The following is a 26,394-nucleotide window of genomic DNA, read 5'->3' on the forward strand; positions in this document are numbered from 1 at the left end:
AGGCGGCGGTCGGCAACGTCCCCTGTTGCGGTGCCCGAAATTTTCTGCTCGCTGTTCGCTTCGCAAAATTTCGACCGCTGCCACTCCTTATTGCTCCCTTTATCCGCCACAGGCGGCGGTCGGCAACGTCCCCTGTTGCGGTGCCCGAAATTTTCTGCTCGCTGTTCGCTTCGCAAAATTTCGACCGCTGCCACTCCTTATTGCTCCCTTTATCCGCCACAGGCGGCGGTCGCAAACGTCCCCACTTCGATACGTATCCGTATATACATATATTGTGCCAAATTAGAATATCGCATTTGAAGTTAAAAGTCAATAGCTTTAAATTAAAAAAAAGTGCAAAAAATATTTTTTCAAAATTTGTTATTTTTGACGTTGAAAAAAATATTTAATAGTTATATAATGTATATATGATTTAATGGTATAAAAGCGGCTTTTTGCTGTGTTTACATTGAGGAGGTTTTGTTATGTTTAAAGTTGGAGATAAGGTTTTATGTCCTATGCACGGTGCAGGCTATATAGAGAGCATAACCCGTAAGGAAACGGAAGGCGGAGAGATAGATGTTTATTTTGTTCGTCTTTTAGGTGGGCTTAAGCTTACTATTCCCGAAACAATAGCAGATTCTTCTCATATGAGAGAGATTATAGAGAAGGAGACAGCTCTTTCTGTTATTGAGGGCTTTGAAGCCTTGGAGACCGACTTTGATGATAACTGGTCCAAGCGTTATAAAGAAAACATTGAGCGCATTAAAAGCGGAGATGCGCATGAGGTGTCAAGAGTTTATAAATATCTTTGTCTTCGCAACGTGACAAAGGGGCTGTCTGCAGGGGAAAGAAAAATGTATCAGACAGCGCGTCAAATTTTACTTAGCGAGCTTTCAATGGCGTTGGACACCGACAAAAGTGAAATTGAGAAGCGTCTGTCCGATATGCTTCGCAGAAATTGATTAAAAGATGTGATTTTTTGAATAGATATACTGTTGCTGTTATTGCGGCTGCGGGAAGCGGCTCCCGAATGGGAATGGATAAAAACAAACTTTTTCTTGAATTTGTAGGAAAGCCTGTTCTTTTGCATACTCTGCAGCAATTTCAAGATGCTGAAAATATTGACAGAATTATTATTTCTACACGCCCTGAGTTTATTGATGAAATTAAAAAACAGGTGCATAACAATAAAATAACAAAGGTTTCAGACATAATTGCCGGCGGCAGCACCCGTCAGCAATCAGTTCGTGCGGCTGTTGAGCTTTGTAAGGATGCAGATTTTATTGCAATACACGACGGCGCCCGTCCCTTTGCAGACGGCACTCTTGTTGACAGAATTTGCGAGGCGGCGTATGAGTACAATGCAGCGGCGCCCGGAACAAAGGTTAAGGATACTGTTAAAAAGGTTGACGAAAATGGCTTTATTTGTGCTACTGTTAACCGTAATGAGCTTGTAAATATTCAGACTCCTCAGATTTTCAGCTATAAGCTTTATTGTCAGGCAATAGACAATGCCGAAAAAAACAAGGCTGACTATACCGATGACTGTCAATTGATTGAAAGCTTAGGCGTGAAAATTAAAATTGTTGAAGGCGATTATCTCAACATTAAAATAACTACTCCCGAGGATATTCTCTTTGCACAACAGATTTTTTCAAGCAGGTGTGATAAATGTTCAGAATAGGAAACGGCTACGATGTTCATAAACTTGTAGAGGGCAGAAAGCTTATAATAGGCGGGGTTGATATTCCCTATGAAAAAGGTCTTTTGGGCCATTCTGACGCCGATGTTTTAGTACACGCTGTTATGGATGCTCTTTTGGGAGCTTTATGCTTAGGCGATATAGGAAAGCTTTTTCCAGACAGCGACGAAAAATACAAAGGGGCAGACAGCCTTTTGCTTTTGAAGCACGTTGCTTCTCTTATTAAGGAAAAAGGCTTTTTTATTGAGAATATAGATTCTATTGTTGTTGCTCAGGCTCCGAAAATGGCGCCTCATATTGTTCAAATGCGAGAAAACATTGCAAAGACTTTAGAAATTTCAATAAATCAAGTAAATGTAAAGGCTACAACCGAAGAAAAAATGGGCTTTACAGGTGAGGGCTTGGGAATAAGCTCATATGCAGTTGCTATGCTTAAAAGCAAATAATTTGATTACAAACAGTAGTTTTTATATGTATAAATACATTTAGTATTCAAAAAAGGAGAGGTGAAAAGAGTGAAGCTGAGAATTTTTACGTTTATAATTACAGCTATATTTCTTTTCAGCTCTTTTTGCGTTTTTGCAGAGGAAACAAATCAGCCTGAAATAAATGCGCAATCTGCTATTGCTTTGCATATGGGTACGGGCATAAGCGCTTTTGAAAAAAATGCTGACGAAAAGGTATTTGTTGGCTGTGCGGCAAAAATAATGACGGCAATTCTTGCCATTGAGAAAGACCCTGATATGACACAAAAGGTAGAGGTTTCGGAAGAGGCGCTTAAAGGAATAACCTCTATAAGCTCGGCAAAGATTAAAGAGGGCGAAATTCTGACGGTTGAGGATTTGCTGTATTGTCTTATGGTGGCAACCTCCAATGAAGCGGCGGCAATCCTTGCGGAGTTTGTATCGGGCACAGAGGAAGAATTTGTCAAGCTTATGAATGAAAAGGCTAAGGAGATAGGAGCGCAGAGCACAACCTTTACAAATCCTCAGGGCACTTATTCTGCTTCGGCGCTTACCACTGCCAGAGATGTTGCGAAAATAGTCGGATATGCGTATTCCTTAGACGGCTTTATGGATATTGCAGATGCCACTGTATATAAAATTGATAAAACCAATAAAAACGAAGCAAGAAGAATTTATTCCAACAATCAACTTATAAATAATGTTTCCGATTATTATTCTTCTATTGCAAAGGGTGTTAAAACCTCTGCTACGGCGGAAGGCGGAGCAAGTCTTGCTACAATAGGAGAGAAAAAAATAGGGAACGCTTTAGAAAGAGTTATAGTAGTTGTTATGGGCTGTCAGAAAACTCAGGAAAACTCTGCTCTTAACAATACCTTTGTAGATTGCAAAACCTTGCTCAACTGGTTTTATAACAATCATAAGGTTGTAACCTTAGTTAAAAAGAATGAGCCTGTTACCGAGATAAAGGTTGAGCTGTCTGACACAAAGGATTTTGCTCTTTTGGCTATCAGCGAAAATTTCAGCTCTCTTGTACCTAAAAACTATTCAAGTGACAAGCTTGAGATAACCTTTGACATTCCCGAAAGCATTATGGCACCTGTTCAAAAGGGTCAGGTAGTGGGAAAAGCGTATCTTAAATATGACGGGTATGAATACGGAAGCGTAGATTTAATATCACAGTCGGATATTTCAAGAAGCGCTATGCTATACTATTCTTATCAGCTCAATTTGTTTTTCAAAAACATATGGGTAAGGGTTATATCTATAATTATAGGAATACTTTTTGTTCTATACATTATTTATACCATTCTTTATAACAAATCAAGGCGTAAGCGCAAGCGTGTAAAACGCAGAATTAAATTTTAAAAAAGGACGGCGCAAAAGCAAAAATGAATTTATTGGCTGTTGAATGCTCTGCGGTTGCAGCATCCTGTGCCATATTTACACAGGGTAAGCTGACTGCTGAATTTTTTATAAATAACGGATTGACTCATTCTCAGACGCTTATACCTATGATTGAGGGCGCTTTTGAAATGTCAGGGCAAGCTTTGGACAGTATTGATGCTATTGCAATCAGTATAGGTCCCGGCTCCTTTACAGGCGTCAGAATAGGAATATGCACGGTGAAAGGACTTGCGGCATCAAGAAAAATCCCCTGTATTCCTGTTTCCACTTTAGAAGGAATGGCATATTCCCATCTTAATTTAAAGGGAATACTATGTCCTGCTATGGATGCAAGATGCAGTAGAGTTTATAACGCTCTTTTCAGATGCGAAAACGGCAAAATCACCCGTCTTTGTCCAGATAGGGCAATTACGGTTGAGGATTTATATAAAGAACTTTCCGAATTTAAAGAAGATATATATCTTATGGGGGACGGAGCAGAGCTTTGCTATGAAAGCTTTGAAAAAAAGCTTGCTCTTTTACTTCCCGAAAACGTAAGATTTCAGCACGCATCGGGGGTTGGGCTTGCGGCGCTTGAAAAAAATTACGAAGAAAGTATAATTTCACCCGATAAACTATTGCCTTTTTATTTAAGAGGTGCTAAAATAAATTAGATTTTAAAGTTAAGAAAGGAAAGAATTACAATGATAGCTATCGGTTCAGACCACGGCGGCTATGAGCTTAAACAAGCAATTAAAAAACATCTTGACGAAAGAAAAATTGAATATAAGGATTACGGAACCTATTCCACCGACTCTTGTAATTATGCCGATTTCGGTGAAGCTGTTGCAAATGCTGTTGCGGGCGGAGAATGTGAAAAAGGTATTCTTGTATGCGGAACAGGTATAGGAATTTCCATAGCCGCAAACAAGGTTAACGGAATAAGAGCAGCTTGCTGTTCAGATACCTTCTCAGCACGTATGACAAGACTTCATAATGACGCAAACATTATTTCTATGGGCGGTCGTGTAGTAGGCCCCGGACTTGCTTGCGATATGGTTGACTTGTTCTTAGATACTGAATTTGAAGGCGGAAGACACGCTGAAAGAATAGCTTGCTTTACCAAAATAGAAAATAAGCAAAAATAAATTTATATAAAGGAGAACAGTTATGAAAAAATCACTTTATAACGAGGTTAAAGAAAAGGCACTGGAAATATACAAGAAGGCAAACATTGTGCTGACACAGGAGGAGATAGACAATCTTGAAATAGCAGATTTCGGACTTGATGATATTTACAAAACAGGTCTTGAAATAGTTACTTATGTAAATACCGACAGATGCTGTGCTAAAGAGCTTGCTATGCTTCCCAATCAGACCTGTCCTGAGCACATTCACGTACCGATAGAAAATATCGGATATATAGGCAAGGAAGAGACTTTCAGATGCAGATTCGGTGAAGTATATTTATATGTAAGCGGTCCTAAGGAGAAGGAGCCTTCCGTACAGCATCCCGAAGGAAAATATACAGTTTTCCACGAAATCAAATTATTACCCGGTCAGCAGTACACTCTTGCTCCCAATACATTACACTGGTTCCAGGCAGGAGATGAGGGCGCTGTAGTTTCCGAATTTTCAACCTCAAGCTATGACGAGTGCGACGTATTTACCGACGAAAGAATTTCAAGACTTCCCACAATAGAAGACTAATATAAGGAGAATAAAAAATGAAACCTACAACTCATATAATGACTCACCCCTTGGTACAGCACAAAATTACTCTTTTGAGAGATAAAAACACAGGCTGTAAACAAATCCGTGAGCTTGTAAACGAAATTGCTATGCTTATGTGTTATGAGGCTACAAGAAATCTTCCTTTGGAAGAAATCGAGGTTGAGACACCTGTAGCAAGAACTCGCTCAAAGGTAATAGGCGGAAAGAAAATGGCAGTTGTTCCTGTTTTGCGTGCAGGCTTAGGTATGGTTGACGGTATTCTTTCTCTTATCCCCAGCGCAAAGGTAGGACATATCGGTCTTTACCGTGACCCCGAAACACTCAGCCCTGTTGAGTATTACTGCAAATTGCCCGCAGATATTGAGCAAAGAGAAGTATTTATTATAGATCCTATGCTTGCAACAGGTGCTTCAGCTTCTGCGGCAATTCAGTTTGTTAAAAATCACGGCGCAAAGAAAATTTCCCTTATCAATCTTTTTGCGGCACCTGAGGGAATTGCAGTTATTGAAGAAAATCATCCCGACGTTGAAATGTATATCGCATCTCTTGATGAAAAGCTCAACGACCACGGATATATCGTTCCCGGAATGGGCGATGCCGGAGACAGACTTTTCGGTACAAAATAAGGACTATGATAAAAGCCGAAAAGACACTTCATTATATATGGCTTACTCTTTGCGGCGGTGTCGGAACGGCTCGCACCTCGAAGGTTTTCGGGCATTTTAAAAACGATGCTACCGCTGTCTACAAGGCAAAGCTCAGCAACTATCTTGATGTTGACGGATTGTCGGAAAAAGATGCTCAGCTCTTTTGCAATAAGGACTTGAGTGAGGCAAAAAGAATTGCAGAGCTGTGCAGGAATAAAGGAATTGACATAATAGCCTTTGAGGATGAAAGATATCCTCAAAGGCTAAAAACAATTAAGCCCCTTTGTCCTGTTCTATATGTAAAAGGCGTTATACCTAAAGGCATTGACGGATTTTCAATAGCTGTGGTAGGAACAAGACGTCCTACCGAATACGGCTTTTTCTGTGCTAAATATATCGCACAGGAGCTTGCCGATAATGGAATTATTGTAGTCAGCGGAATGGCAGAGGGTATTGACGGAGCAGCGCAAAGACAGGTGCTTGACAATCAAGGTCAAACGGTGGCAGTGCTTGGCTCATCGGCAGACTATCCCTATCCTTATATAAATAGAGATATCTATAACAGGATTTCAAAAAGCGGAGCAATTATAAGTGAGTATCCGCCTATTACAAAGCCTTTTCGTCAGAATTTTCCTGTAAGAAACCGTATCATTTCGGGTCTTTGTGCAGGAACGGTTGTTATAGAGGCGGGAGAAAGAAGCGGAGCTCTCATAACTGCCCATTGGGCACTTGAACAGGGTAAGGATATTTTTGCAGTGCCCGGAGAAATAACAAGCGCTCAAAGTGCGGGAACTAACCTGCTTATTAAAGACGGCGCAATTATGGTAACAAAAGCGCAGGATATAATTGATTATTATGACGGTATTTATTCAATAAATAAAAAGGAGATTAAAAAAGAAAAAACTTCTGAGCTTGAAGTCAGTTCCGAGGCTCAAAGAGTTTTAAGCTTTCTCTCTAAAACTCCAATTCATATTTCCGAACTGTCGGAACGTTCTCAAATAAGCATAGCTGAGCTGTCAGTTTCTATAATTGAGCTTGAAATTGCAGACAAGATTATTTGTCAGGCAGGCGGATTTATAAGACTTGGGTATGATGAATTCACTAAGTGAATTCATCAACTAAGTTTGCCCTGACGGGCAAGTGAAGTTATCTGAGATAGTGAAGTTTACTTCGTAAGTGAAGTTCTGCCTTGCGGCAGAATGGCAAACTTAACTTCATTTTTGAAAATCAAAAATTTCACTGCGTAAGCAACTTCACTTTGAACGGATGTTCAAAACTTCACAAAATGCTTTGCATTTGAACTGTTCATTTTCAGCGTTGCATAGCAACGCATCAATATAAATTTTGTGAGGAATTTACATCATATCGACAATGAATTTCTCCTGACTTGGCACAAATTTTCCTCAAAAGAAAAAAAGTGCTTGCATTTTCTTTTTAGATGTGGTATAGTATCATTACCTATTTGTCAGGTAATGTATCAATTTCATAAAAAATCCTTTAACAGATGCGGTTTTCCGAGCTGTTTTTTTCAGCGGAAATTGTATCGAGTGATTTTTTATGCGCAAAAATACGGTTGCAGAAAATCTGCTTTTGCACCGTTCTGACAGTGTACTGTGTCAGCAGTATTAGGGAGGCAAAACAGGAGGTGCCGAAAAATGAGAGTAAAAATTACTTTAGCGTGCACAGAGTGCAAGCAGCGCAATTACGACACAATTAAGAACAAGAAAAACGATCCTGACAGACTTGAGATGAACAAGTATTGCAGATTTTGTCGTAAGCACACTCTTCACAGAGAAACAAAATAATGTTAAAGGAGGAAGTTTGAATGTCTACAGAAACAACAAAAAAGTCCTTTTTTAGCAAAATCAAGAATTATCTTAAAGAAAGCAAGAGTGAATTCAAGAAAATAGTTTGGCCTGCAAAGAAGCAGATTATCAATAACAGTATCGTTGTTATCATCGGTATTTTGGTATGCGGCTTGCTCGTTTCGGCTATTGACTTTATATTCACTAAGGGTATCGGTTTTATAATCGGACTTTTTTAATTATCTGAAGAGAGCAGGATGATACCGCTATGTCAGAAGAAGCAAAATGGTATGTTGTCCACACTTATTCGGGATATGAAAACAAGGTAAAGGCAAATCTCGAAAAAATAGTGGAGATACGTAAAATCGAAAACCTTATATGCGATGTTCGTGTTCCTACCGAAATCGTTGAAGAAATAAAGGAGAACAACGAGCGCAAAGAGGTTGAACGTAAAATTTTCCCCGGCTATGTTTTAGTAAAAATGGTTATGAATGACGATACCTGGTATATAGTTCGTAACATCAGAGGCGTAACCTCTTTTGTAGGTCCTGAGTCTGTGCCTGTTCCTCTTACTGAGGCTGAGGTATATGAACTGGGCGTAGAGAAGAAGGTAATAGAAGTAAGCTATAACGTAGGCGACAATGTCAAGGTTGTTGACGGTCCGTTGGACGGCTTTATCGGCGTTGTTGAGGAAATAGATATCATTAAGGAAAAGGTAAGGGTGACCGTTTCCATGTTCGGCAGAGAAACACCCGTTGAGCTTGATTTAAATCAGGTTTTGGCTATAGATTAAATCAAGTTTTTATCCAAGGTAAAAGCGTTTTGCGTTTTTATAATGGTTAAACACCAAATCATTGATTTGGCAATAACCCTTGCAATGAGTGTTGTGTACAAGCAACAATCATTCACAGTGGGAGAGAAATTAAAATTTCTCGAAATTTACCACATATCTTTTAAGGAGGTGTAAGAAATGGCTCAAAAGGTAACAGGCTTTATTAAGCTTCAGATTCCGGCAGGAAAAGCAACCCCTGCTCCCCCCGTCGGCCCCGCATTAGGTCAGCATGGTGTTAACATTATGCAGTTTACAAAGGAATTCAACGAAAGAACAAAAAATGACGCAGGTCTTATAATTCCGGTTGTTATAACCGTTTATGCAGACCGTTCATTTTCCTTTATAACAAAAACTCCGCCTGCAGCAGTTCTTATCAAAAAGGCTTGCGGTATTGAAAGCGGTTCAGGAGTTCCCAACAAGACAAAGGTTGCAAAAATTACACGTGAGCAGGTAAATGCTATCGCTACACAGAAAATGCCCGACCTTAATGCATCCAGCGTTGAATCAGCTGCAAGTATGATTGCAGGTACAGCACGCAGCATGGGTATCGAGGTTGTTGACTAATTTTGTGTGCCATGTCGGATAAAGCTCCGACGCAAATAAGTGGGAGGGGCAAAAAGCTCCGAAAAACCACGAAGGAGGATATATTTTGAAAAGAGGAAAGAAATATCAAGACAGTGTTAAGCTTATAGATAAGTCAAAGCTCTACGATCCCGCAGAGGCTCTTGACATAGCTGTTAAAGCTGCACATGCTAAATTTGATGAAACTGTTGAAGTTCATGTTAAATTGGGTGTTGACTCCCGTCACGCAGACCAGCAGGTTAGAGGTGCTATCGTACTTCCTCACGGAACAGGTAAAACTGTTAAAGTTCTTGTTTTCGCTAAGGGCGACAAGGCTAAGGAAGCAGAGGCAGCAGGTGCTGATTTCGTAGGCGCAGAGGAGCTTATCCCGAAGATCCAGAACGACAACTGGTTTGATTTTGACGTTGTAGTTGCAACTCCCGATATGATGGGCGTTGTAGGTCGTTTGGGTAAGGTGCTCGGTCCTAAGGGACTTATGCCTAACCCCAAAGCAGGTACTGTTACTATGGATGTTACCAAGGCTATTGCAGAAATCAAAGCAGGTAAAATCGAGTACAGACTTGACAAAACAAATATCATTCACTGCCCTATCGGAAAAGTATCTTTCGGCGGCGAAAAGCTTGCTGAAAACTTTTATGCATTACTTGGCGCTATTGTTAAGGCTAAGCCTGCAGCAGCAAAAGGTCAGTATATTAAGAGCTGTGTTGTTGCTTCAACAATGGGCCCTGGCATAAAAATCAATCAGTCTAAAGTAACTGAGTAAAAAAGGGTTGACAAACGTTATACTTTGATGTATAATGTTTTGCGTATCTAAAAAACATCATTTTTGATGTTCATAATGCTCACCGATTTTTATCGGTCCGCAGACAGCAGGTTGTTAAGTCTGTTTTTACAGCGCCCGCCGAGGAAGAGCTTTTCGCATAATGTGATTTTGCGCTCTCTTTGGCTTGCTGTCAGGGAGAGCGTTTTTGTTTTCCAATTTTAAAATAAAAAAACGGTGGTGAAATTAAATGCCAAGTGAAAAGGTTTTAGACCAGAAAAAAGCTGTCGTTGCTTCTCTTATAGAGAAAATGCAGGCTTCCAAATCAGCAGTTCTTGTTGATTACAGAGGTATCACTGTTGAGGACGATACAAAGCTTCGTGCAAAGCTCCGTGAAAATAACGTTGATTATTTCGTAGCAAAGAATACTCTTATTCGCCGTGCTGCAAACGAGCTTGGTTACAGCGAGCTTGATCCCATTCTTAACGGTACAACAGCTATGGCTCTTTGCGCGGAGGATGAAATCGCTCCTGCAAGAGTATTGAACGAGTATGCAAAGGAACACGAAAATTTCGTATTCAAAGGCGGTATTTTCGAGGGCAAGGTTGTAGATGCTGCATTTATTAAATCAATAGCAAATCTTCCTTCCAAGACAACTCTTATTGCAATGACATTGGGCGGCTTGAATGCTCCTATTACAAAGCTTGCTTGTGTTATTAAAGCTATCGCAGAGAAAAAAGAAGCTGCTGAAGCTTAATTAAAAATTAAAAAAACATATTAAAAAATAATCGGAGGTAAATTAAAATGGCATCAGATAAGATTTTAGCACTTATAGAAGAAGTTAAGGCTCTTACAGTATTAGAGCTCAGCGAGCTCGTATCAGCTCTTGAAGAAGAATTTGGCGTAACTGCAGCAGTTGCAGCAGCAGGTGCAGCTCCCGCAGCAGGCGGCGCAGCTCCCGCAGCAGCAGAGCAGACAGAATTCAACGTTGAACTCGTTGAAGCTGGCGCTTCCAAAATCAACGTTATCAAGGTTGTTCGTGAGCTTACAGGTCTTGGCCTTAAGGAAGCAAAAGAGCTTGTTGACGGCGCTCCCAAGACAGTTAAAGAAGGCGTAAGCAAGGAAGATGCTGAAGCTATGAAAGCTAAGCTTGAAGAAGCTGGCGCAAAGGTTGAACTTAAGTAATTTAGCCTTTAATTCACCAATAACAGCCTGAGCTGTCATTATGACAGCCCAGGCTGTTTTTTCATTTCCAAATGTTGACATAATACAAGCATAATGGTATAATATTTACATAAAAGAAATGAGATTTGCAAACATTATAGCTACTTTTTACAATAAAGTAATGTTAAATAATACAAAATAAACAAAAGAGCTGTTTTATGGAGGTAAGCTTATGAGAAGCAGAAGAATATCAAAGGTCTTTGAAATAGCTATTGTTTCATTTTCCGTTATAGTTTCTTTAATTGTTATTGTTTGTGCTATATTGTTCATAAGCGCTCATGCGAAACGTTATTTTTATCATAAAAACTGCCCATCACACCAAGAAAACACAGTATGGGTTTCCGAAAACGGAGAAATTTCAATCTATATTGACGAAAATACCAATGGAAAGATTTTTTTTGAACAAAACGGAGTTGCTATGGAGTGCTCTTTTGTTAGCGGGCTGTTTTATTCTGCCTGCGTTGATTCTTTAGAAAACATTGAGGAAGAGTACGGCTCAACACGCCCTAAAGAACATTACGAAACTTGGACTTATTCAGAAGTAAAAAAAGACTCTTTTACAATTGTTGTTGAAGAAACAACTTATTTTACCAAAGGTCAAAAAATCATTTTTCATAAGGTTTCACAGTAAGAGTAAAAGGACTGTTTTAAGAGGGGGAGATAGGGTGAAAAAATATTTTAATTTTATTTTTAAATGGATAAATTTTAAAAGAAAAAAATATTTATTGGAGTTACAGCACAATCTTGTAAATTTACCGCTGTGTTATGGTATAAAAAGCCCTGATATGTTTTTTTATGATTTTGGATTTGGTGAAATTTTTAAGACTGTAGATTTATATGGCGGTAAAGATAGAGAAATACCCACTTTTGCTTTACACGTTTGCTGTGCATTTGAAGTAATTTGGAAAGATAAAAGTAAACACAGTGATATATTCTCAAATGATACTCCTTGCGATAAATTCAATGCTGTTATGGAGCGTTTAATAGGCATACCTATTAAACGAGTGAGTTTAAGCGAAAAATATGATTTGTGGTTGGACCTCGGTGTATGTTGGATAGTGTTTGCAACAAACGAAGATAAAGAAGAATCTTGGAGATTTTTTTCTCCAAACAATAGGGAACGTCATCTTGTAGCATCAAATAAAAAATTAAAAAAACAATAAACTGACAAGCGGTTTTTTGAACAGTAGTTAAAATGGTTGCTGCTTTAGCAAAGGGGGAGAGATAGGGTGAAAAAGAAGTTAATAGTTATAGCAATAGTATCGGCGTTAGCTATCGGAGCAATTTTTGCTATTGGTTTAATATTTAACAGAAATGAAAAGCTGTCTATTCTCCCACAAGCAATAACAGAGATTAACTATAATAATTATATACTTGATAATTATATTGATTATAAAGAAAATCAATTTGCTTGGCTGAAAGCAAATTTATGGGGTGCAAAATTAACCGTTGTTGACAATGATGGCAATTATAGTTATTTTGATAAAATTGATGCTCCGTTTCAAATCAACAGCAAACAAATTATTTTTGTTAAAAATAATAAATTGCAGACAAAAGATATTGTCAAAAACGAAACCGTTAAAATTGCAAATAATGTTGATAAATTTATTGCGTATCAAAATTATATCATTTATAGCTCTGTCAGCATTTTCGATGATAATGACGGAAAATGGAAAAACAAGCTTTACGTATATGATTTATCGTCAAAAGAGAGCAAAGTTATTTATGAAAATATAACGCAGTTTTATATTCATAAGAAAAAGCTGTTTGCTATCAATGACGATAAATGGCTTGTGGAAATTTCATTGAGTGATTACAACACAAAAAATATTATTGATTTCGAAATAGACCAATACCCTTTTTATGTAATGCCCCAAGGAAATAACATATTATATCGAAGCTCTAATGAATTGAAATTTCTTAATTTAACCGACAAAAGCATAAAAACTGTTTCTATTGTTGAAAGTCAATATGCAAACAATAGGATAAGCTATATTTGTGACGATAATAATGTGTTTTTATCCTTTCAGGCTACAAAAACGAACGGCTCAATCGTAACTGATATCAAAGATGAAAACAACGGAGTGTGGGCAATAAATACGCTAACCTTTGAAAAGAGCAAGCTTTGTTCTGATGTTTTTGACCGATTGTATTTATTTGACGGCGAATGGCTGTTCGGTACAAAAAACAATTCACTTTATAGAATTGATATTAAGACAAAACAAGTAACGAAAGTTTCAAAGGATAGGTAAAGGGGCTAATAGAATGAAAAAGATTGCTTTTATTATGGCAATAGCTGTTTTGTTGAGCTTTTCTGGGTGTCAGAGCAAAGAGCCGGGTGCTTCATCTGAGATAAATGAAAGTGATATATCTTCGCAGATTGCGGAAGCATATGACGGATATTTAGAAAACATATATGATGTCTACGATATTATTGGTTCGGACAGTACTTTTTATGATGCTATGCGGTATAATGATATAGATAAAAAGGCGGATTTGATTTTAAAAGACTTAGTTACAACAAGAGAATTAGAAGCAGGCGCTATATCAATTTATGAAATGTGGAAGGATGAGCTTGAATATTCTCTTAGCGAAATTGAAAAGGTCTTATCAAAAGAAAAATTCGAAAAACTTTTGACATCGCAAAGGGATTGGGAAAAATATGTTCAAAGCACCCTTTCCTGCGATAAAGATATTATGACAGATGAAAACGGCGGTTTTGCATCAGAGCTGTGGTTTAAGTTTCCGCTTGAAAGAGCAAAATTATATCGTGCAAGAACAATAAAAATCAAGTATTTGCATTACCTTGTTGAATCGGAAATGTATGATTCCGAAAGCCAATATAAATCTCTTACTTTTAAAAACAAGGCATAATTACAGCAGAGAAAAGGCGGGCATAAAATGAAATATAAAAAAAGTACTGTTAAAGTTGTTTTATTGCTTATTACTTGTTGCTTAATAGTTTTGTGTGGTGGTATAGCTTGTTATATGATAAAACAAAACAGCAAACACAGTACATTTGGCGGATTTGGAGCAATTATGGTTGCATACATAGTTTTTTTTATATCGGCTTTTTTAAAAATAAAGGCTCAGTTTACACAAACGATTGAATTAAATGACAAAATTGTTTTTTATGATAGTGGAAGTGAGCTTTTTATACAATATAGTGAAATAGAAAAATTATCATACTCGGGAACTAAATTTGTTCCTATGAGTGAAATAATGACAATACATTCAAAAGACAAAAAGATATATATAGACTTTAATTTTTTAGAATACAGAAAAATATGGGCAGAAATTATTAACGAATGTCAAAAACGAAATATAGATTGCAAAATTGATGATAAGCTTATAATGAGAGTTTGTCGAAACGCTTAAAAGCGTTTCAATAAGCCGATTTTATCGGCTTCGTGCAATTGAAATTTCATACTATTCAATTGCACACGACACTCATTTCAATGAATATGTTCAATTACCGTTGGTAATTGTTTGCGAATTCAAAGAATTCGCAGTCGAAATAAGGCTTTGACCTATTTCGACATCCACATAGTCATTATAAAGAGAATAAAAGAATATAAAGGCTGATATACAGCAGGGAAACGGAAAGGTTGATTTTGTGAAAATTTATGCCGAAAAGGATATAGAAACCGATAGTGTTGAGATATTACTTAATTATCAAGAATTAAAAACTTTAGCAAGTGCTTTGACAAAATTTGAAGATGAAGTTAAGCGATTTAAAATAGAAAATGAAGATAAAAAAGAGTTAGGATTTACGCACTTGCATTTTAAAGACTGCGGTTTAATAGGTAAAAACAGCAATTCGGATATTGTTTTTTATGTAGATTTGAACGAAAAGATTGATTAAGATAGCGGTTGTTGTTTTGTTAGCGAAAAGGAGTTGATAGAATGAAAAAGATTGCTTTTATTATGGCAATAGTTGTTTTGTTGAGCTTTTCGGGCTGTCAGAGCTCTGATATAACATCCTCTGAATTTTCAGGTATACCTCTTGATGAAAACTGTAAAAATGTTGAGTTTTCAAGCATTGATAAAAAGCTTATGGTAATTCCGTCGGACTCTGAAAATATGTTTTGCTTATCGGAGGACGGTACATATAACAAAAGAATATTTACAGATTTTTATATTTTTAACCCTTTACGCAGCACTCCGATAATAGAAATGTCTGAAAATAAATGGCTTTTGTTATATAAAATAGAGCCGAGTTATTATCTGACTGAAAACAAAACGATTGTTGATAATGAGGGGAAAATTCTGGCAGATAAAAATAAAAAAGAATTTTCCGATGCACCTGATTATCATACTAAACGCAATCCCGTGAACCTTTGTATTAAATATAATGAGTTTTCTAAAAGCATTGTTGCAACACAACAGTTTCCGTATAATGCATGGAGTGAAATAGCGGCAATAAAACACAGCTTTTTTACAATATCAACAGAAGCAACCGAAAAATATGAATTTTTGGATAGTGATACTGTTGCAATAATGGATATTGACGAGAACTATTTAGACGGAGAAAACAGCTTAGGAGTAGAAAGAGCTTTAAACTGTGGCTGGCTTAAAGAAAAATATACAAATGTATTGGCTGATTGCAGCTTGAATTATCTGTATTATGAAGAGGTTGAAAAAGATTTATCTCCCAAAATATACCGAAGAAACATTGGCGCCGAATACAGCAAAGATAAAAATATAATTCTTTATAAAAAAGATGCCTGCAATCCGATTGTATCGTCAGATGATTCTATTTTTGCGTATAACAGTTGCAAAAATGCTTCTTACAATAGTGAGAATAAATGGCATACAGTAGTAGAAAAAAACGGCAAAGTGATTATTGAATTTGATAACCAACGAATTGTTCTCATTGATGAATTTGATAATGAGCTTTATGTAATTGATCCCAACAGCTTTTCACTTGAAATTTATTCATATGATGCGCTTAAGCAGGTAGGTAAAGCAAAATTAGATAATAATCTGATTTTTCCTCAGATAATTAAAGGTAAGCTACAGTACACTTGTCCTGTATATAAGAACGAAAAAGTTGAAAAGTACATTGTTAAGCAGGAACAGTAAAGCTATAAAAATAGTGGCTTTTGCTACCGTAACCTTTTATATTATAAAAAGGAGTTGATAGAATGAAAAAGATTGCTTTTATTATGGCAATAATTGTTTTGTTGAGCTTTTCGGGGTGTCAGAGCAAAGAGCCGAGCGGGAATGACAATTCAAGCGCTGTTGAGTCAAGGGTTTACAACAACATTGTTACTGCTAAAGAGGTTGTTGAACGTGACGGATATATTTATTTTATTCACTACGGCGTTGTATATAAAAAAGGACTTGAAGAAGAAACGGCGACTAAAATTGCTCCCTATGAAGACTACTATGAAATTAACAAATATAGAAGTGCTTGTTTGCTTGATTATGAGGATTTATACGCTGTTTTTGTTGATAGAGATAGGGTAGACAGCGATAAAAGCCGAGCGACTTTTTATAATATTTCAAAAGAGAAAACAGAAAAAGAGGTTATTTTAAGCGGCTATGTGTTTGAAGAATCAATTACCGCTTGCGATAATGACATTTATTATATTACAAATTTAACATCTTCTTCATCGAGGACTTTATGTCTTCTTAAAAGCAGCGGAGAACAGATGCCTATTGCAACGGATGTGGGTAGTAAATATTTTGTACTAAAAGATAAAATACGCTATTACAGCGAAAGTGAGAAAGTTTTTTATGAATGTGATTTAGACGGTTATAAAAGAACTGTAATTGAAACGGGAATAGACAAAGAGAAAATTTTCATTTCGCATTTTTACATGGATTATATAGTGGTACAAACGCATACAAATGAAACGTTTATTTATAATTTAGAAAATAAAAAATTGCAAATTGTTCCTTTATGGACTAATATTGAAAGAAACGGATTTGCAGATAATTACTGTTATGTAAATAATTATTATACACCGGTTAAAATCAACCTTGATGACGGTACTTACAGTAAAATTTATGACGGTTTATGGGTAAGACTTAAAGTTTATAAGAATTATGTCTATATGGATGCTGTATCTTCAGGTACTGAAGATGAGCCGATTGAAGGACCTTATCCTACAGGACTTTACAGAGTTACTCTTGACGGCAAAGATTTCAAAGAGATTTTTTTGAACAGTAGTTTAAATGGTTAAAATGGTTGCTGCTGACTTTTAGCAAAGGGAGAGATAGAATGAAAAAGATTATACCGTTTATTTTATTTGTGCTTATTATTATGAGTTTTTCTTCCTGTCAACCACAGCAAAAGGAGATTATTTACGGAAATACCATAGGTAATTTTTTGAATACAGGGGGATTTCTTTCTTATAACGGTGGAGTGTTTTTGTCTGAGGAAACAGAAGAAAATAAGCGTGTACTAAAGTGCATAAAAGACTGTCCTTGTGAGGAATATCCTATTCCGTTGGAGGCATCTGAGCTAAATATTATAAAAGATGATTTGTATTTTATTTGCGGTAGCGATATACAAAAAATGAATATGAAAACTAAAAAAATTACAGACATCACAGAGATAAATGCAACTATCAGTAATTTGTTTATTGTAAATGATGATATCTATATGCTGAAAGGATCTAATGGCAATTTAACAAAGTACAATATTAAAACAAAAAAAACAGTCGATTTCAACATCAGCGATATTGGGTATTATGCTGTTTATGATAATTATATTTATTACATACGCAATGCATTTTCAGAAGGCAGGAATTTATACAGGATGTCTGCAAAAGACGGAAGCGATAAAACTTTGATTTCCGACAAAGCTTTTCTCTTTCATATTTTTGATGACAAATTATATATAGTACACAATGATTCTCAAAATATATTTTCTTATGACCTTGACGGAAAGAACGAGCAGCTTGTTTATTCAGGACAAGTGTTCAGACTTAATGATTGGGGAGGAAAGCTTTATATATGCGATAACAAAATAAATCAAATTCTCGCATTGGATATAGCTTCGGGGGAAACCGAAAAAATATGTGATGCTTCTGCACTTTATCTTGATATTACAGACGGAATAATGTCTTATTATGAATGGATAGATAATCCTAAAAATCCTGGTAGCCCTACATTAGTATTGATAGACCTTGAAACTAAAGAAAAGACTATTATATATGAATAGCTTTTGAAAATTTCTTTTAAACACTCAGGGGGAGATAACTTTCTCTGAGTGTTTTGGAAAAGATAAATACAACTTGCGTTTTTGCGAGCTGTATTTTTTTAAAAATAACAGTCGAAAATGTTAAAATTTAAGGTTTTTTTGTGTATTTTTAAATAAAAATATCCTCTTTAGCAGAAAGAAAACTTTAATATATGGAAAATACAAATAAAGTCTTGTTAAAATTATATCAATGTGCTATAATAATTGTAGTTTGTCGAAGCGATAAAATCGTTTCGACAAGCCGATTTTATCGGCTTAATGCAAAATAAATTTTATGAATTTATTTTGCACAACAATTATTGAAATGGGTATGGTCAAGTTTTCTAAGAAAACTTGACACCAAATCAAAGATTTGGTGTCGAAACCACGCAAAAATGCGGGGTTTCGACTAACGATAGCCATTATAATTGATAATTGGAAAGATGTCGCATAAATGCAAGCAAAAGAGATGTTTTTTCACATAAAAAAGTGTTATTTTTTTGTAATTAAAAAGAACATATAAAACGATTTAAAAAAGGCGTGTCGCTCGCCGAAATGCGACAAAAGCATATGCGTATAAGTGTATGCAAAAGAAAGGAAACGGTGGCTTTTATGGGTAAAAAATTTACAATTATCGGAGCAGGAAGCGTTGGTTCAACAATTGCATATACTCTTTCATCTTCTGATATTGCCTCTGAAATCGTATTGATTGACATCAACAAAACAAAGGTTGAAGGCGAAGTTATGGATATTATGCAGGGAACTGCCTTCGGAAATCCTGTTTCAATTGTTGCGGGTGATTATGAGGACGCTGCAGGCTCAGATTTTGTTATTATTACATCGGGTATTGCAAGAAAGCCCGGTCAGACAAGAATTGACCTTTGTCAGACAAATGTTAATATTCTTAAGGACATTACTCCCAAGATTGTAAAGGCTTGTCCTGATGCGCTTTATGTAATCGTAAGCAACCCTGTTGACATTATGACATATGTATTTACAAAGATTTCGGGCTTACCTGAAAAACAGATTATCGGTTCAGGTACAATTCTTGATACCGCAAGACTTCGCTGTAAGCTTGCTGAGCATTTCAAAATTGCTCAAAAGAATATTCACGCATACGTTTTCGGCGAGCACGGTGATACATCCTTTATTCCCTGGTCTACAGCTTACGTTTCCGGTGTTAAATTAGAGGAATATTCCAACATCGCCAACAGAAAGGATAATCTTCCTTATCTTGATGAAGAAGAGATATATACATATGTACGCACCTCCGGCGGCGAGATTATAAAAAAGAAGGGCGCAACCTTCTATGCAGTATCTGCATCGGTTTGCTCTCTTTGTGAGGTTCTTTGCGACTCCTCTGACTCTATTGTTACCGTTTCTACAATGATGCACGGTGAGTACGGAATTGACGATGTATGTATGAGTACTCTTACCCGTGTAGGCGCTGAGGGTTCCAAGGGCAAGGTACATATGGAAATTACAATAGACGAACTCAAAAAGCTACATGCAAGCGCAGACGCATTAAAGGCTGTTATTGCGCAGATTGAAATATAAAGCCCGTTCACTTACAGGCTTGAAGAAAGGATACGGTTTTTATTATGAAGTACAGTTATTATCCCGGTTGTACGTTAAGAACAAAAGCAAAAGAGCTTGATGCCTATGCAAGAGTATCAGCAAAGGCTTTGGGCTTTGAGCTTGAGGAAATTGAAGATTGGCAGTGCTGCGGCGGCGTTTATCCCTTAGGTACTGACGAAATCGCAACAAAGCTTTCCTCTGTTCGTGCACTTAATGATGCAAAGCAAAAGGGAAGAGATTTAGTTACTCTTTGCTCCGCTTGTCATCACGTTATTAAGCGTGTTAATGACGATATGAAAAATGTCGAGGACATCAGAACAAAGGCAAACAACTATATGAAGCTTGATGAGCCTTATGCAGGGGAAACAACGGTTTTGCATTTCCTTGAGGTTTTGCGTGACCGTGTAGGCTTTGATACATTAAAGCAAAAGGTTGTCAATCCTTTGACAGACAAGAAAATAGGCGCTTATTACGGCTGTCTGCTTTTACGTCCCGGAAAGGTTTTAGGCTTTGACAATCCCGAAAATCCTAAGATTATGGAAGATTTTATCCGTGCTTTAGGTGCACAGCCTGTTGTTTATCCTTACCGTAACGAGTGCTGCGGCGGCTACATTTCCTTAAAGGAAAAACAAATGTCCAAAAATATGTGTGAAAAGATTTCAGAAAGCGCTGAGGGCTTCGGTGCGCAGATGCTTATCACTGCTTGTCCCTTGTGTATGTATAATCTTAACAAGACCACCGACAGCAAAATCCCTGTATATTATTTTACAGAGCTTTTGGCAGAGGCTTTAGGTGTTAAAGAAGAGGCTGAAAAGGAGGTAGCAAAGCTGTGAGTACAGGTAATAACAAGGCTGAACTTATTAAACAAATCAGCGGTGTAAATCCTTTGAAATGTATGAAATGCGGAAAATGCTCCGCTTCCTGTCCCTCTTTCAACGAGATGGATATTAAGCCTCATCAGTTTGTTTCCTATGTAGTAAATGACGATATAGAGGCACTTGTAAATTCAAAATCCTTATGGAAATGTCTTTCCTGCTTTGCTTGTATTGAGCGCTGTCCCCGTGACGTTCAGCCCGGCAAGCTTATAGATGCGGCAAGACAGACAGTTATCCGTCAAAAAGGAGAAACCTATCTTTCTCCCAATGAAGTTCCCGAATTACTCGATCCTGAGCTTCCTCAGCAGTTGCTTGTAAGCTCATTCAGAAAATACAGGAGGTAAGCCTGATGCAAAGAATAGGTGTATTTGTCTGCCACTGCGGTACTAATATTGCTGCAACGGTAGACGTTAAAAAAGTTGCTGAAATGGCTCTTTTAGAGCCCGGTGTTGTCCACGCTGAAGACTATCCCTATATGTGTTCAGAGGCAGGACAGGCGAGAATAGCAGAAGCAGTTAAGGAAAAAAATCTGACAGGTATTGTTGTTTGCTCCTGTTCTCCCCGTATGCACGAAGCCACCTTCAGAAAGGCGGCTCAGAAAGCGGGCATAAATCCTTATATGGTTGAAATTGCCAATATCCGTGAGCATTGTTCCTGGATACATAAGGATATGGAGGAAGCTACCAAAAAGGCTGTTATTTTGGCAAGAGCTGCTATTGCAAAGGTAAATCTTAACGCTCCCTTATATCCCGGAGAAAGCAGTGTTACAAAAAGAGCGCTTGTAATAGGCGGCGGTATTGCCGGTATTCAGACAGCGCTTGATATTGCAGATGCAGGCTTTGAGGTTGATATTGTTGAGAAGGAGCCAAGCATCGGCGGAAGAATGTCTCAGCTTGACAAGACCTTCCCCACATTAGACTGCTCAGCTTGTATTCTTACTCCTAAAATGGTTGATGCCGCAGCTCACGAAAAAATAAATATCTATACTTACAGCGAGGTTGAAAACGTTTCCGGCTTTGTCGGTGATTTTACTGTTGACATTCGCAAAAAAGCAAGATATGTAGATATGGACAAATGCACAGGCTGTGGATTATGTCAGGAAAAATGTCCCTCTAAGAAGGCTCCCAGCGAGTTTAACAGAGGTCTTAATACAAGAAGCGCTATCTTCACTCCCTTTGCGCAGGCTATTCCTAACGTACCCGTAATTGATACAGATAGCTGTATCAAGTTTAAAACAGGAAAATGCGGTCTTTGCGCTAAGGTTTGTCAGGCAGGCGCTATTGACTACGAGCAAAAGGACGAAATCATTACTCAGAAATACGGCGCTATCGTTGTTGCAACAGGCTTTGACGTAATTAAGCTTGACAACTATGACGAATATGCTTACAGCCAGAGTAAAGACGTTATAACCTCTTTAGAGCTTGAGCGTATTATGAATGCGGCTGGACCTACAAAGGGACATCTTGAACGTCTTTCTGACGGAAAAGCCCCCAAGGAAATGGTGTTTATTCAGTGCGTGGGAAGCCGTTGCTCAGACAACAGAGGAAAGGGCTACTGCTCCAAAATCTGCTGTATGTATACTGCAAAGCACGCTATGCTTATAAGAGATAAATATCCCGATGTAAATGTTACTGTATTTTATATTGACGTGCGTACCCCCGGTAAAAACTTTGACGAGTTTTACCGCAGAGCTGTTGAGCAGTACGGCGTAAATTATGTAAAGGGTCAGGTTGGTAAGGTATTACCTCAGCCCAACGGCAAGCTTCTTGTTCAGGGTGTTGACCTTCTTGACAACAAGCAAATTCTTAAAGAGGCTGATATGGTTGTTCTTGCAGCCGCTATCGAGCCTAACAAGGATGTAAGAAAAATTGCTACAATGCTTACAGCAAGTATTGACAATGACAATTTCTTAACAGAAGCTCACGCAAAGCTTCGTCCCGTTGAGTCACCTACAGCAGGTATTTTCCTTTCAGGTGTATCTCAAGGACCTAAGGATATCCCCGAAACAGTTGCTCAGGCAGGTGCGGCGGCAGTTAAGGCTATCGGCTTACTCTCTAAGGATAAGCTTACCACTAACCCCTGTACTGCTAAGGCAGACGAGCTTTTGTGTAACGGATGTTCAACTTGTGCAAACGTTTGTCCTTACGGCGCTATCAGCTATGAGGACAAGCAAATAAATGACCACGGAATAAGAGAGACACGCCGTATTGCAGTAGTAAACGGTGCTTTGTGTCAGGGCTGCGGTGCTTGTACCGTTGCTTGTCCTTCAGGTTGTATGGACCTTCAGGGCTTCTCTAACAGACAGATTATAGCGGAGGTTGATGCAATATGTCGATAGAAAATAAAGAATTCAGACCAAAGATTGTAGCCTTTTGTTGTAACTGGTGCAGCTATGCAGGCGCAGACTTGGCGGGAAGCAGCCGTCTTTCATATCCTGCAGACGTTAAAATCATTAAGGTCCCCTGCTCCTGCCGTGTAAACCCTATGTTTATTCTGCGTGCTTTTGAAAAAGGAGCAGACGGTGTAATTATGTGCGGCTGTCACCCCGGCGACTGCCATTACAGCACAGGTAACTACTACGCACGCCGCCGTATGACATTGCTTTTCTCAATGCTTGATTATATCGGCGTTGAAAACGGACGTACCCGTGTTGAATGGGTATCTGCGGCAGAGGGCGTAAAATTCTCTACCGTTATGAATGATTTTGTAGACAAAATCCGTTCATTAGGTGAAAACGTTAGATTGGGGGATTTGAGATGCAAGAATTAGTTAACAGAGCCAAAGAACTGCTTGCAGACGGTACAGTTGTCCGTGTATTAGGCTGGAAAGCCGGCGACTTTACCTTTAACCCCGAGCCTTCCTTCTTTGAAACAGAGGAGGACTTAAAGAATTTTGTTTATAACGGCTTTTGCGGTGCTAACTTAAGCAAATATATGATTGAAGCTTCAAAGCTTGAAGGCAAAACCTTAGTATTTCTTAAGCCCTGCGACTCCTACAGCTTTAATCAGCTTCTTAAGGAGCACAGAATTGACAGAGATAAGGCGTACATTGTAGGCGTAGGCTGTAAGGGTAAGCTTGATGTTGAAAAAATCAAGGCTTCGGGTATCAAGGGTATACTTGAAATTACAGGCGCCGAGATGTCTGACGAGTGCGATACTTTAAGCATCAAAACTCTTTACGGCGACAAAACCTTCCCTTATGCAGACGCTATGCTTGAGCGTTGCCACGTTTGCAAGGGCAAGGAGCACGTTATATATGACGAGCTTATAGGCGAGTCAAAGGACACAAAGGATGCAGAAAGATTTACAGAAATTGAAAAAATCGAAAAAATGAGCCCCGAAGAAAAATTTGAATTTTTCAGAAAAGAGCTCAGCAAATGTATCCGTTGTAACGCTTGCAGAAACGTATGTCCTGCTTGCAGCTGTCGCAAATGTGTGTTTGACAGCACAAAGTTTGACTCTGCTCAAAAAGCTAATACAGACTCTTTTGAAGAGAAAATGTTCCACATTATAAGAGCATTTCACGTTGCGGGCAGATGTACCGACTGCGGAGAGTGTAGCCGTGTATGTCCTCAGGGAATACCTCTTCACCTCTTTAACCGCAAATTTATAAAAGATATCAACGAATTTTACGGCGAGTATCAGGCGGGTGCTGACATTGAGGCGCAGGCACCCCTTACAAACTACACCTTTGACGATGTAGAGCCGAGCATAGTGAAGGAGAGGGGATAATTTATGAAAACAATAGCAAGAAATCAGTTACCCGAATTATTCTCCCTTATTGCTCAGACAAAGGGTCTTTACCTTCCTGTGAAGGTAAGCAATCAAGTTAATTTTGCCCCTTATACAGCGGATGCGGAATTTGATTTGGACACATTAAAAACAGTAAAATCTCCTAAAGATGTTTTCTTTCCTCAAAGTGAGAACCTGTACACCTGCGACCGTAAGGACGGAAAGCTTTCCATAACTCCCGAGGAGCTTGTAAACGAGGACTTTGTTGTTTTCGGAATGAAGGGCTGTGACGTTAAGGGAATAGAGGTTTTGGACAGAGTATTCTTAAGCGAGCCTGTTGACAGCTTCTATGCGGCAAGACGTGAGCACGGAATAATAGTTGCTCTTGCTTGTAACGAGCCTGAGGAGTCTTGCTTCTGTAATGTTTTCGGTGTTGACTGTGCAGAGCCTCTTGCCGATGTTGCAGTATGGCTTGACAGCGAAAGCCTTTATTGGAAAGCGCTTACAGAGAAGGGCGAAGCTCTTACAGCATCTGTTGAAAGCCTTCTTACTGATACTGACGATAAAAAGGTTGAAGACAAAAAGGCGCAAATCAGAGCAATTGTTGAAAAGCTTCCTTATTCCAAGCTTTCTCTTGAGGGCTGGAACGGGGACGTTCTCAGTGAAAAGTTTGACTCTCCCCTTTGGGAAGAGCTTTACAAGCCTTGTCTTGCTTGCGGTACCTGTACCTTTGTATGTCCCACCTGTCAATGCTATGACATAAAGGACTACAACACAGGCAACGGAGTACACCGCTATCGTTGTTGGGATTCCTGTATGTATTCCGATTTTACAATGATGGCGCACGGTAACAACCGTACAAGCCAGATGCAGCGCTTCCGTCAGAGATTTATGCACAAGCTTGTATATTTCCCTGCAAATAATGACGGAATGTATTCCTGCGTAGGCTGCGGACGTTGTGTGGACAAATGTCCTTCTGCGTTAAATATAGTAAAGGTTATAAAAGCATTTTCAAAAGAGGGAGGCAAATAAGATGTGTGATTGTGATTGCCATAAGAATTATAATTTAGATACACTTATTCCAATGGTGGGAGTAATTACAGACATCAGAGAGGAAACTCCCGATGTTAAAACCTTCAGAGTAAATGCGCCCGAGGGCGGAAAGCTTTTTGAGCATATGCCCGGTCAGTGCGCTATGCTATGTATTCCCGGAGTGAGTGAGGGTATGTTCTCCATAACCTCATCTCCCACAAATAAGGAATATCAGGAATTCAGCATTAAAAAATGCGGTATGCTTACCGAACAGCTTCACAGCCTTGAGGTAGGCGACGAAATTACCGTAAGAGGACCTTACGGAAATAATTTCCCCGTTGAAACAGAATTAAAAGGCAAGAATTTGCTTTTTGTTGCAGGCGGTATCGGTCTTGCACCTCTTCGTTCTGTTATAAACTATGTAATTGATAACCGTCAGAATTACGGCACAGTAGATATCATTTACGGCTCACGTTCCGCTGATGATTTAGTTCAGCTAAAGGAAATTCAAGAGGTCTGGATGAAGACTGAGGGCGTAAACGTTTATCTGACCATCGACCGTGAGCAAGAGGGTTGGGACGGTCACGTTGGCTTTGTTCCCGCTTATCTTAAGGAGCTTGAAATAGCGGCTGATAAAACAGCCCTTGTTTGCGGACCTCCTATAATGATTAAATTTGTGCTTGCGGCACTTCAGGAAATGGGCTTTACAAAAGAGCAGGTTTACACCACTCTTGAGTTAAGAATGAAATGCGGAGTAGGAAAATGCGGACGTTGCAACATCGGTTCAAAATACGTTTGCAAGGACGGTCCCGTGTTCCGTTTTGACGAAATAGATGAGCTCCCCAATGAGTATTAATAAAGGAAAGGG

33 protein-coding genes are annotated in these 26,394 nt (G+C 38.4%); all 33 read left to right on the top strand.

Features of this window, described 5'->3' with window-relative positions; translation table 11 throughout:
* Positions 1-464: 464 nt before the first annotated feature.
* The 33 genes from E7480_04255 (at position 465) to E7480_04415 (ending at position 26,382) form a co-directional block, all read left to right on the top strand.
* Positions 465-944 carry a CarD family transcriptional regulator gene (locus tag E7480_04255; protein MBE6903803.1) on the top strand — a complete coding sequence of 160 codons (480 nt, stop codon included), beginning with the start codon at positions 465-467 and terminating at the stop codon, positions 942-944.
* Positions 945-961: 17 nt separating this feature from the next.
* On the top strand, positions 962-1,666 hold the full coding sequence (ispD, locus tag E7480_04260) for a 2-C-methyl-D-erythritol 4-phosphate cytidylyltransferase (GenBank protein ID MBE6903804.1): 705 nt from the start codon (positions 962-964) through the stop codon (positions 1,664-1,666).
* Positions 1,654-2,130: a 2-C-methyl-D-erythritol 2,4-cyclodiphosphate synthase gene (locus tag E7480_04265; GenBank protein MBE6903805.1), complete on the top strand. Its 477-nt coding sequence runs from the start codon at positions 1,654-1,656 to the stop codon at positions 2,128-2,130. The genes ispD and E7480_04265 overlap by 13 nt, the downstream gene beginning before the upstream one ends.
* Positions 2,131-2,199: 69 nt before the next feature.
* Positions 2,200-3,516 (top strand): D-alanyl-D-alanine carboxypeptidase, encoded by a 1,317-nt coding sequence (locus E7480_04270; protein ID MBE6903806.1) that lies wholly within the window; start codon positions 2,200-2,202, stop codon positions 3,514-3,516.
* A 23-nt stretch (positions 3,517-3,539) separates the two neighbouring features.
* On the top strand, positions 3,540-4,208 hold the full coding sequence (gene tsaB / locus E7480_04275) for a tRNA (adenosine(37)-N6)-threonylcarbamoyltransferase complex dimerization subunit type 1 TsaB (protein ID MBE6903807.1): 669 nt from the start codon (positions 3,540-3,542) through the stop codon (positions 4,206-4,208).
* Positions 4,209-4,238: 30 nt separating this feature from the next.
* Positions 4,239-4,682, top strand: a complete 444-nt coding sequence (rpiB, locus tag E7480_04280; protein MBE6903808.1) for a ribose 5-phosphate isomerase B — start codon at positions 4,239-4,241, stop codon at positions 4,680-4,682.
* Positions 4,683-4,704: 22 nt separating this feature from the next.
* Entirely contained in the window at positions 4,705-5,244 is a 540-nt protein-coding gene (locus E7480_04285; GenBank protein ID MBE6903809.1) for a D-lyxose/D-mannose family sugar isomerase, read from the top strand.
* A gap of 38 nt (positions 5,245-5,282) precedes the next feature.
* Complete coding sequence (locus tag E7480_04290; GenBank protein MBE6903810.1) at positions 5,283-5,894, top strand: uracil phosphoribosyltransferase; 612 nt, start codon at positions 5,283-5,285, stop codon at positions 5,892-5,894.
* A gap of 5 nt (positions 5,895-5,899) precedes the next feature.
* A complete protein-coding gene (gene dprA / locus E7480_04295; GenBank protein MBE6903811.1) occupies positions 5,900-7,024 on the top strand; it encodes a DNA-protecting protein DprA in 1,125 nt (374 codons plus the stop codon).
* Between the two features lie 546 nt (positions 7,025-7,570).
* A complete protein-coding gene (rpmG, locus tag E7480_04300) occupies positions 7,571-7,720 on the top strand; it encodes a 50S ribosomal protein L33 (GenBank protein MBE6903812.1) in 150 nt (49 codons plus the stop codon).
* A gap of 20 nt (positions 7,721-7,740) precedes the next feature.
* Complete coding sequence (gene secE / locus E7480_04305; protein ID MBE6903813.1) at positions 7,741-7,959, top strand: preprotein translocase subunit SecE; 219 nt, start codon at positions 7,741-7,743, stop codon at positions 7,957-7,959.
* Positions 7,960-7,988: 29 nt separating this feature from the next.
* Entirely contained in the window at positions 7,989-8,513 is a 525-nt protein-coding gene (nusG, locus tag E7480_04310) for a transcription termination/antitermination factor NusG (protein MBE6903814.1), read from the top strand.
* 177 nt (positions 8,514-8,690) lie between these two features.
* Positions 8,691-9,116, top strand: a complete 426-nt coding sequence (gene rplK, locus E7480_04315; protein MBE6903815.1) for a 50S ribosomal protein L11 — start codon at positions 8,691-8,693, stop codon at positions 9,114-9,116.
* Positions 9,117-9,201: 85 nt separating this feature from the next.
* Positions 9,202-9,897 (top strand): 50S ribosomal protein L1, encoded by a 696-nt coding sequence (locus E7480_04320; protein ID MBE6903816.1) that lies wholly within the window; start codon positions 9,202-9,204, stop codon positions 9,895-9,897.
* Positions 9,898-10,144: 247 nt separating this feature from the next.
* Entirely contained in the window at positions 10,145-10,651 is a 507-nt protein-coding gene (locus E7480_04325; protein ID MBE6903817.1) for a 50S ribosomal protein L10, read from the top strand.
* A gap of 47 nt (positions 10,652-10,698) precedes the next feature.
* Positions 10,699-11,079 carry a 50S ribosomal protein L7/L12 gene (locus E7480_04330; GenBank protein ID MBE6903818.1) on the top strand — a complete coding sequence of 127 codons (381 nt, stop codon included), beginning with the start codon at positions 10,699-10,701 and terminating at the stop codon, positions 11,077-11,079.
* A gap of 211 nt (positions 11,080-11,290) precedes the next feature.
* Positions 11,291-11,749, top strand: coding sequence for a hypothetical protein (locus E7480_04335; protein ID MBE6903819.1), 459 nt, complete (start codon positions 11,291-11,293; stop codon positions 11,747-11,749).
* A 34-nt stretch (positions 11,750-11,783) separates the two neighbouring features.
* Positions 11,784-12,281, top strand: coding sequence for a hypothetical protein (locus tag E7480_04340; protein MBE6903820.1), 498 nt, complete (start codon positions 11,784-11,786; stop codon positions 12,279-12,281).
* Between the two features lie 66 nt (positions 12,282-12,347).
* Positions 12,348-13,370 carry a hypothetical protein gene (locus E7480_04345; protein MBE6903821.1) on the top strand — a complete coding sequence of 341 codons (1,023 nt, stop codon included), beginning with the start codon at positions 12,348-12,350 and terminating at the stop codon, positions 13,368-13,370.
* A 13-nt stretch (positions 13,371-13,383) separates the two neighbouring features.
* Positions 13,384-13,992, top strand: a complete 609-nt coding sequence (locus E7480_04350) for a DUF1311 domain-containing protein (GenBank protein ID MBE6903822.1) — start codon at positions 13,384-13,386, stop codon at positions 13,990-13,992.
* Between the two features lie 27 nt (positions 13,993-14,019).
* Positions 14,020-14,496: a hypothetical protein gene (locus E7480_04355; protein MBE6903823.1), complete on the top strand. Its 477-nt coding sequence runs from the start codon at positions 14,020-14,022 to the stop codon at positions 14,494-14,496.
* Positions 14,497-14,734: 238 nt separating this feature from the next.
* Entirely contained in the window at positions 14,735-14,983 is a 249-nt protein-coding gene (locus E7480_04360) for a hypothetical protein (protein MBE6903824.1), read from the top strand.
* A 41-nt stretch (positions 14,984-15,024) separates the two neighbouring features.
* Positions 15,025-16,203, top strand: a complete 1,179-nt coding sequence (locus E7480_04365) for a hypothetical protein (protein ID MBE6903825.1) — start codon at positions 15,025-15,027, stop codon at positions 16,201-16,203.
* Between the two features lie 62 nt (positions 16,204-16,265).
* Positions 16,266-17,309, top strand: a complete 1,044-nt coding sequence (locus E7480_04370; protein ID MBE6903826.1) for a hypothetical protein — start codon at positions 16,266-16,268, stop codon at positions 17,307-17,309.
* Positions 17,310-17,347: 38 nt separating this feature from the next.
* Entirely contained in the window at positions 17,348-18,292 is a 945-nt protein-coding gene (locus E7480_04375) for a DUF5050 domain-containing protein (GenBank protein MBE6903827.1), read from the top strand.
* 630 nt (positions 18,293-18,922) lie between these two features.
* On the top strand, positions 18,923-19,867 hold the full coding sequence (locus E7480_04380; GenBank protein ID MBE6903828.1) for an L-lactate dehydrogenase: 945 nt from the start codon (positions 18,923-18,925) through the stop codon (positions 19,865-19,867).
* Between the two features lie 44 nt (positions 19,868-19,911).
* Positions 19,912-20,721, top strand: a complete 810-nt coding sequence (locus E7480_04385; GenBank protein MBE6903829.1) for a disulfide reductase — start codon at positions 19,912-19,914, stop codon at positions 20,719-20,721.
* The gene (locus tag E7480_04390) at positions 20,718-21,107 is read left to right on the top strand and encodes a 4Fe-4S dicluster domain-containing protein (protein MBE6903830.1); all 390 of its coding nucleotides are present in this window, start codon (positions 20,718-20,720) and stop codon (positions 21,105-21,107) included. The genes E7480_04385 and E7480_04390 overlap by 4 nt, the downstream gene beginning before the upstream one ends.
* A gap of 5 nt (positions 21,108-21,112) precedes the next feature.
* Complete coding sequence (locus tag E7480_04395) at positions 21,113-23,101, top strand: CoB--CoM heterodisulfide reductase iron-sulfur subunit A family protein (protein ID MBE6903831.1); 1,989 nt, start codon at positions 21,113-21,115, stop codon at positions 23,099-23,101.
* Positions 23,092-23,532 carry a hydrogenase iron-sulfur subunit gene (locus tag E7480_04400; GenBank protein MBE6903832.1) on the top strand — a complete coding sequence of 147 codons (441 nt, stop codon included), beginning with the start codon at positions 23,092-23,094 and terminating at the stop codon, positions 23,530-23,532. Before E7480_04395 ends, E7480_04400 begins: the two co-directional genes overlap by 10 nt.
* Positions 23,520-24,494 carry a 4Fe-4S ferredoxin gene (locus E7480_04405; protein MBE6903833.1) on the top strand — a complete coding sequence of 325 codons (975 nt, stop codon included), beginning with the start codon at positions 23,520-23,522 and terminating at the stop codon, positions 24,492-24,494. Before E7480_04400 ends, E7480_04405 begins: the two co-directional genes overlap by 13 nt.
* Before the next feature lie 3 nt (positions 24,495-24,497).
* A complete protein-coding gene (locus E7480_04410) occupies positions 24,498-25,526 on the top strand; it encodes a 4Fe-4S ferredoxin (GenBank protein ID MBE6903834.1) in 1,029 nt (342 codons plus the stop codon).
* A gap of 1 nt (position 25,527) precedes the next feature.
* Positions 25,528-26,382 carry a hydrogenase gene (locus E7480_04415; protein MBE6903835.1) on the top strand — a complete coding sequence of 285 codons (855 nt, stop codon included), beginning with the start codon at positions 25,528-25,530 and terminating at the stop codon, positions 26,380-26,382.
* Positions 26,383-26,394 lie beyond the last annotated feature (12 nt).

The sequence above is a fragment of the Oscillospiraceae bacterium genome (assembly GCA_015067255.1).
Lineage (GTDB): Bacteria > Bacillota > Clostridia > Oscillospirales > SIG519 > SIG519.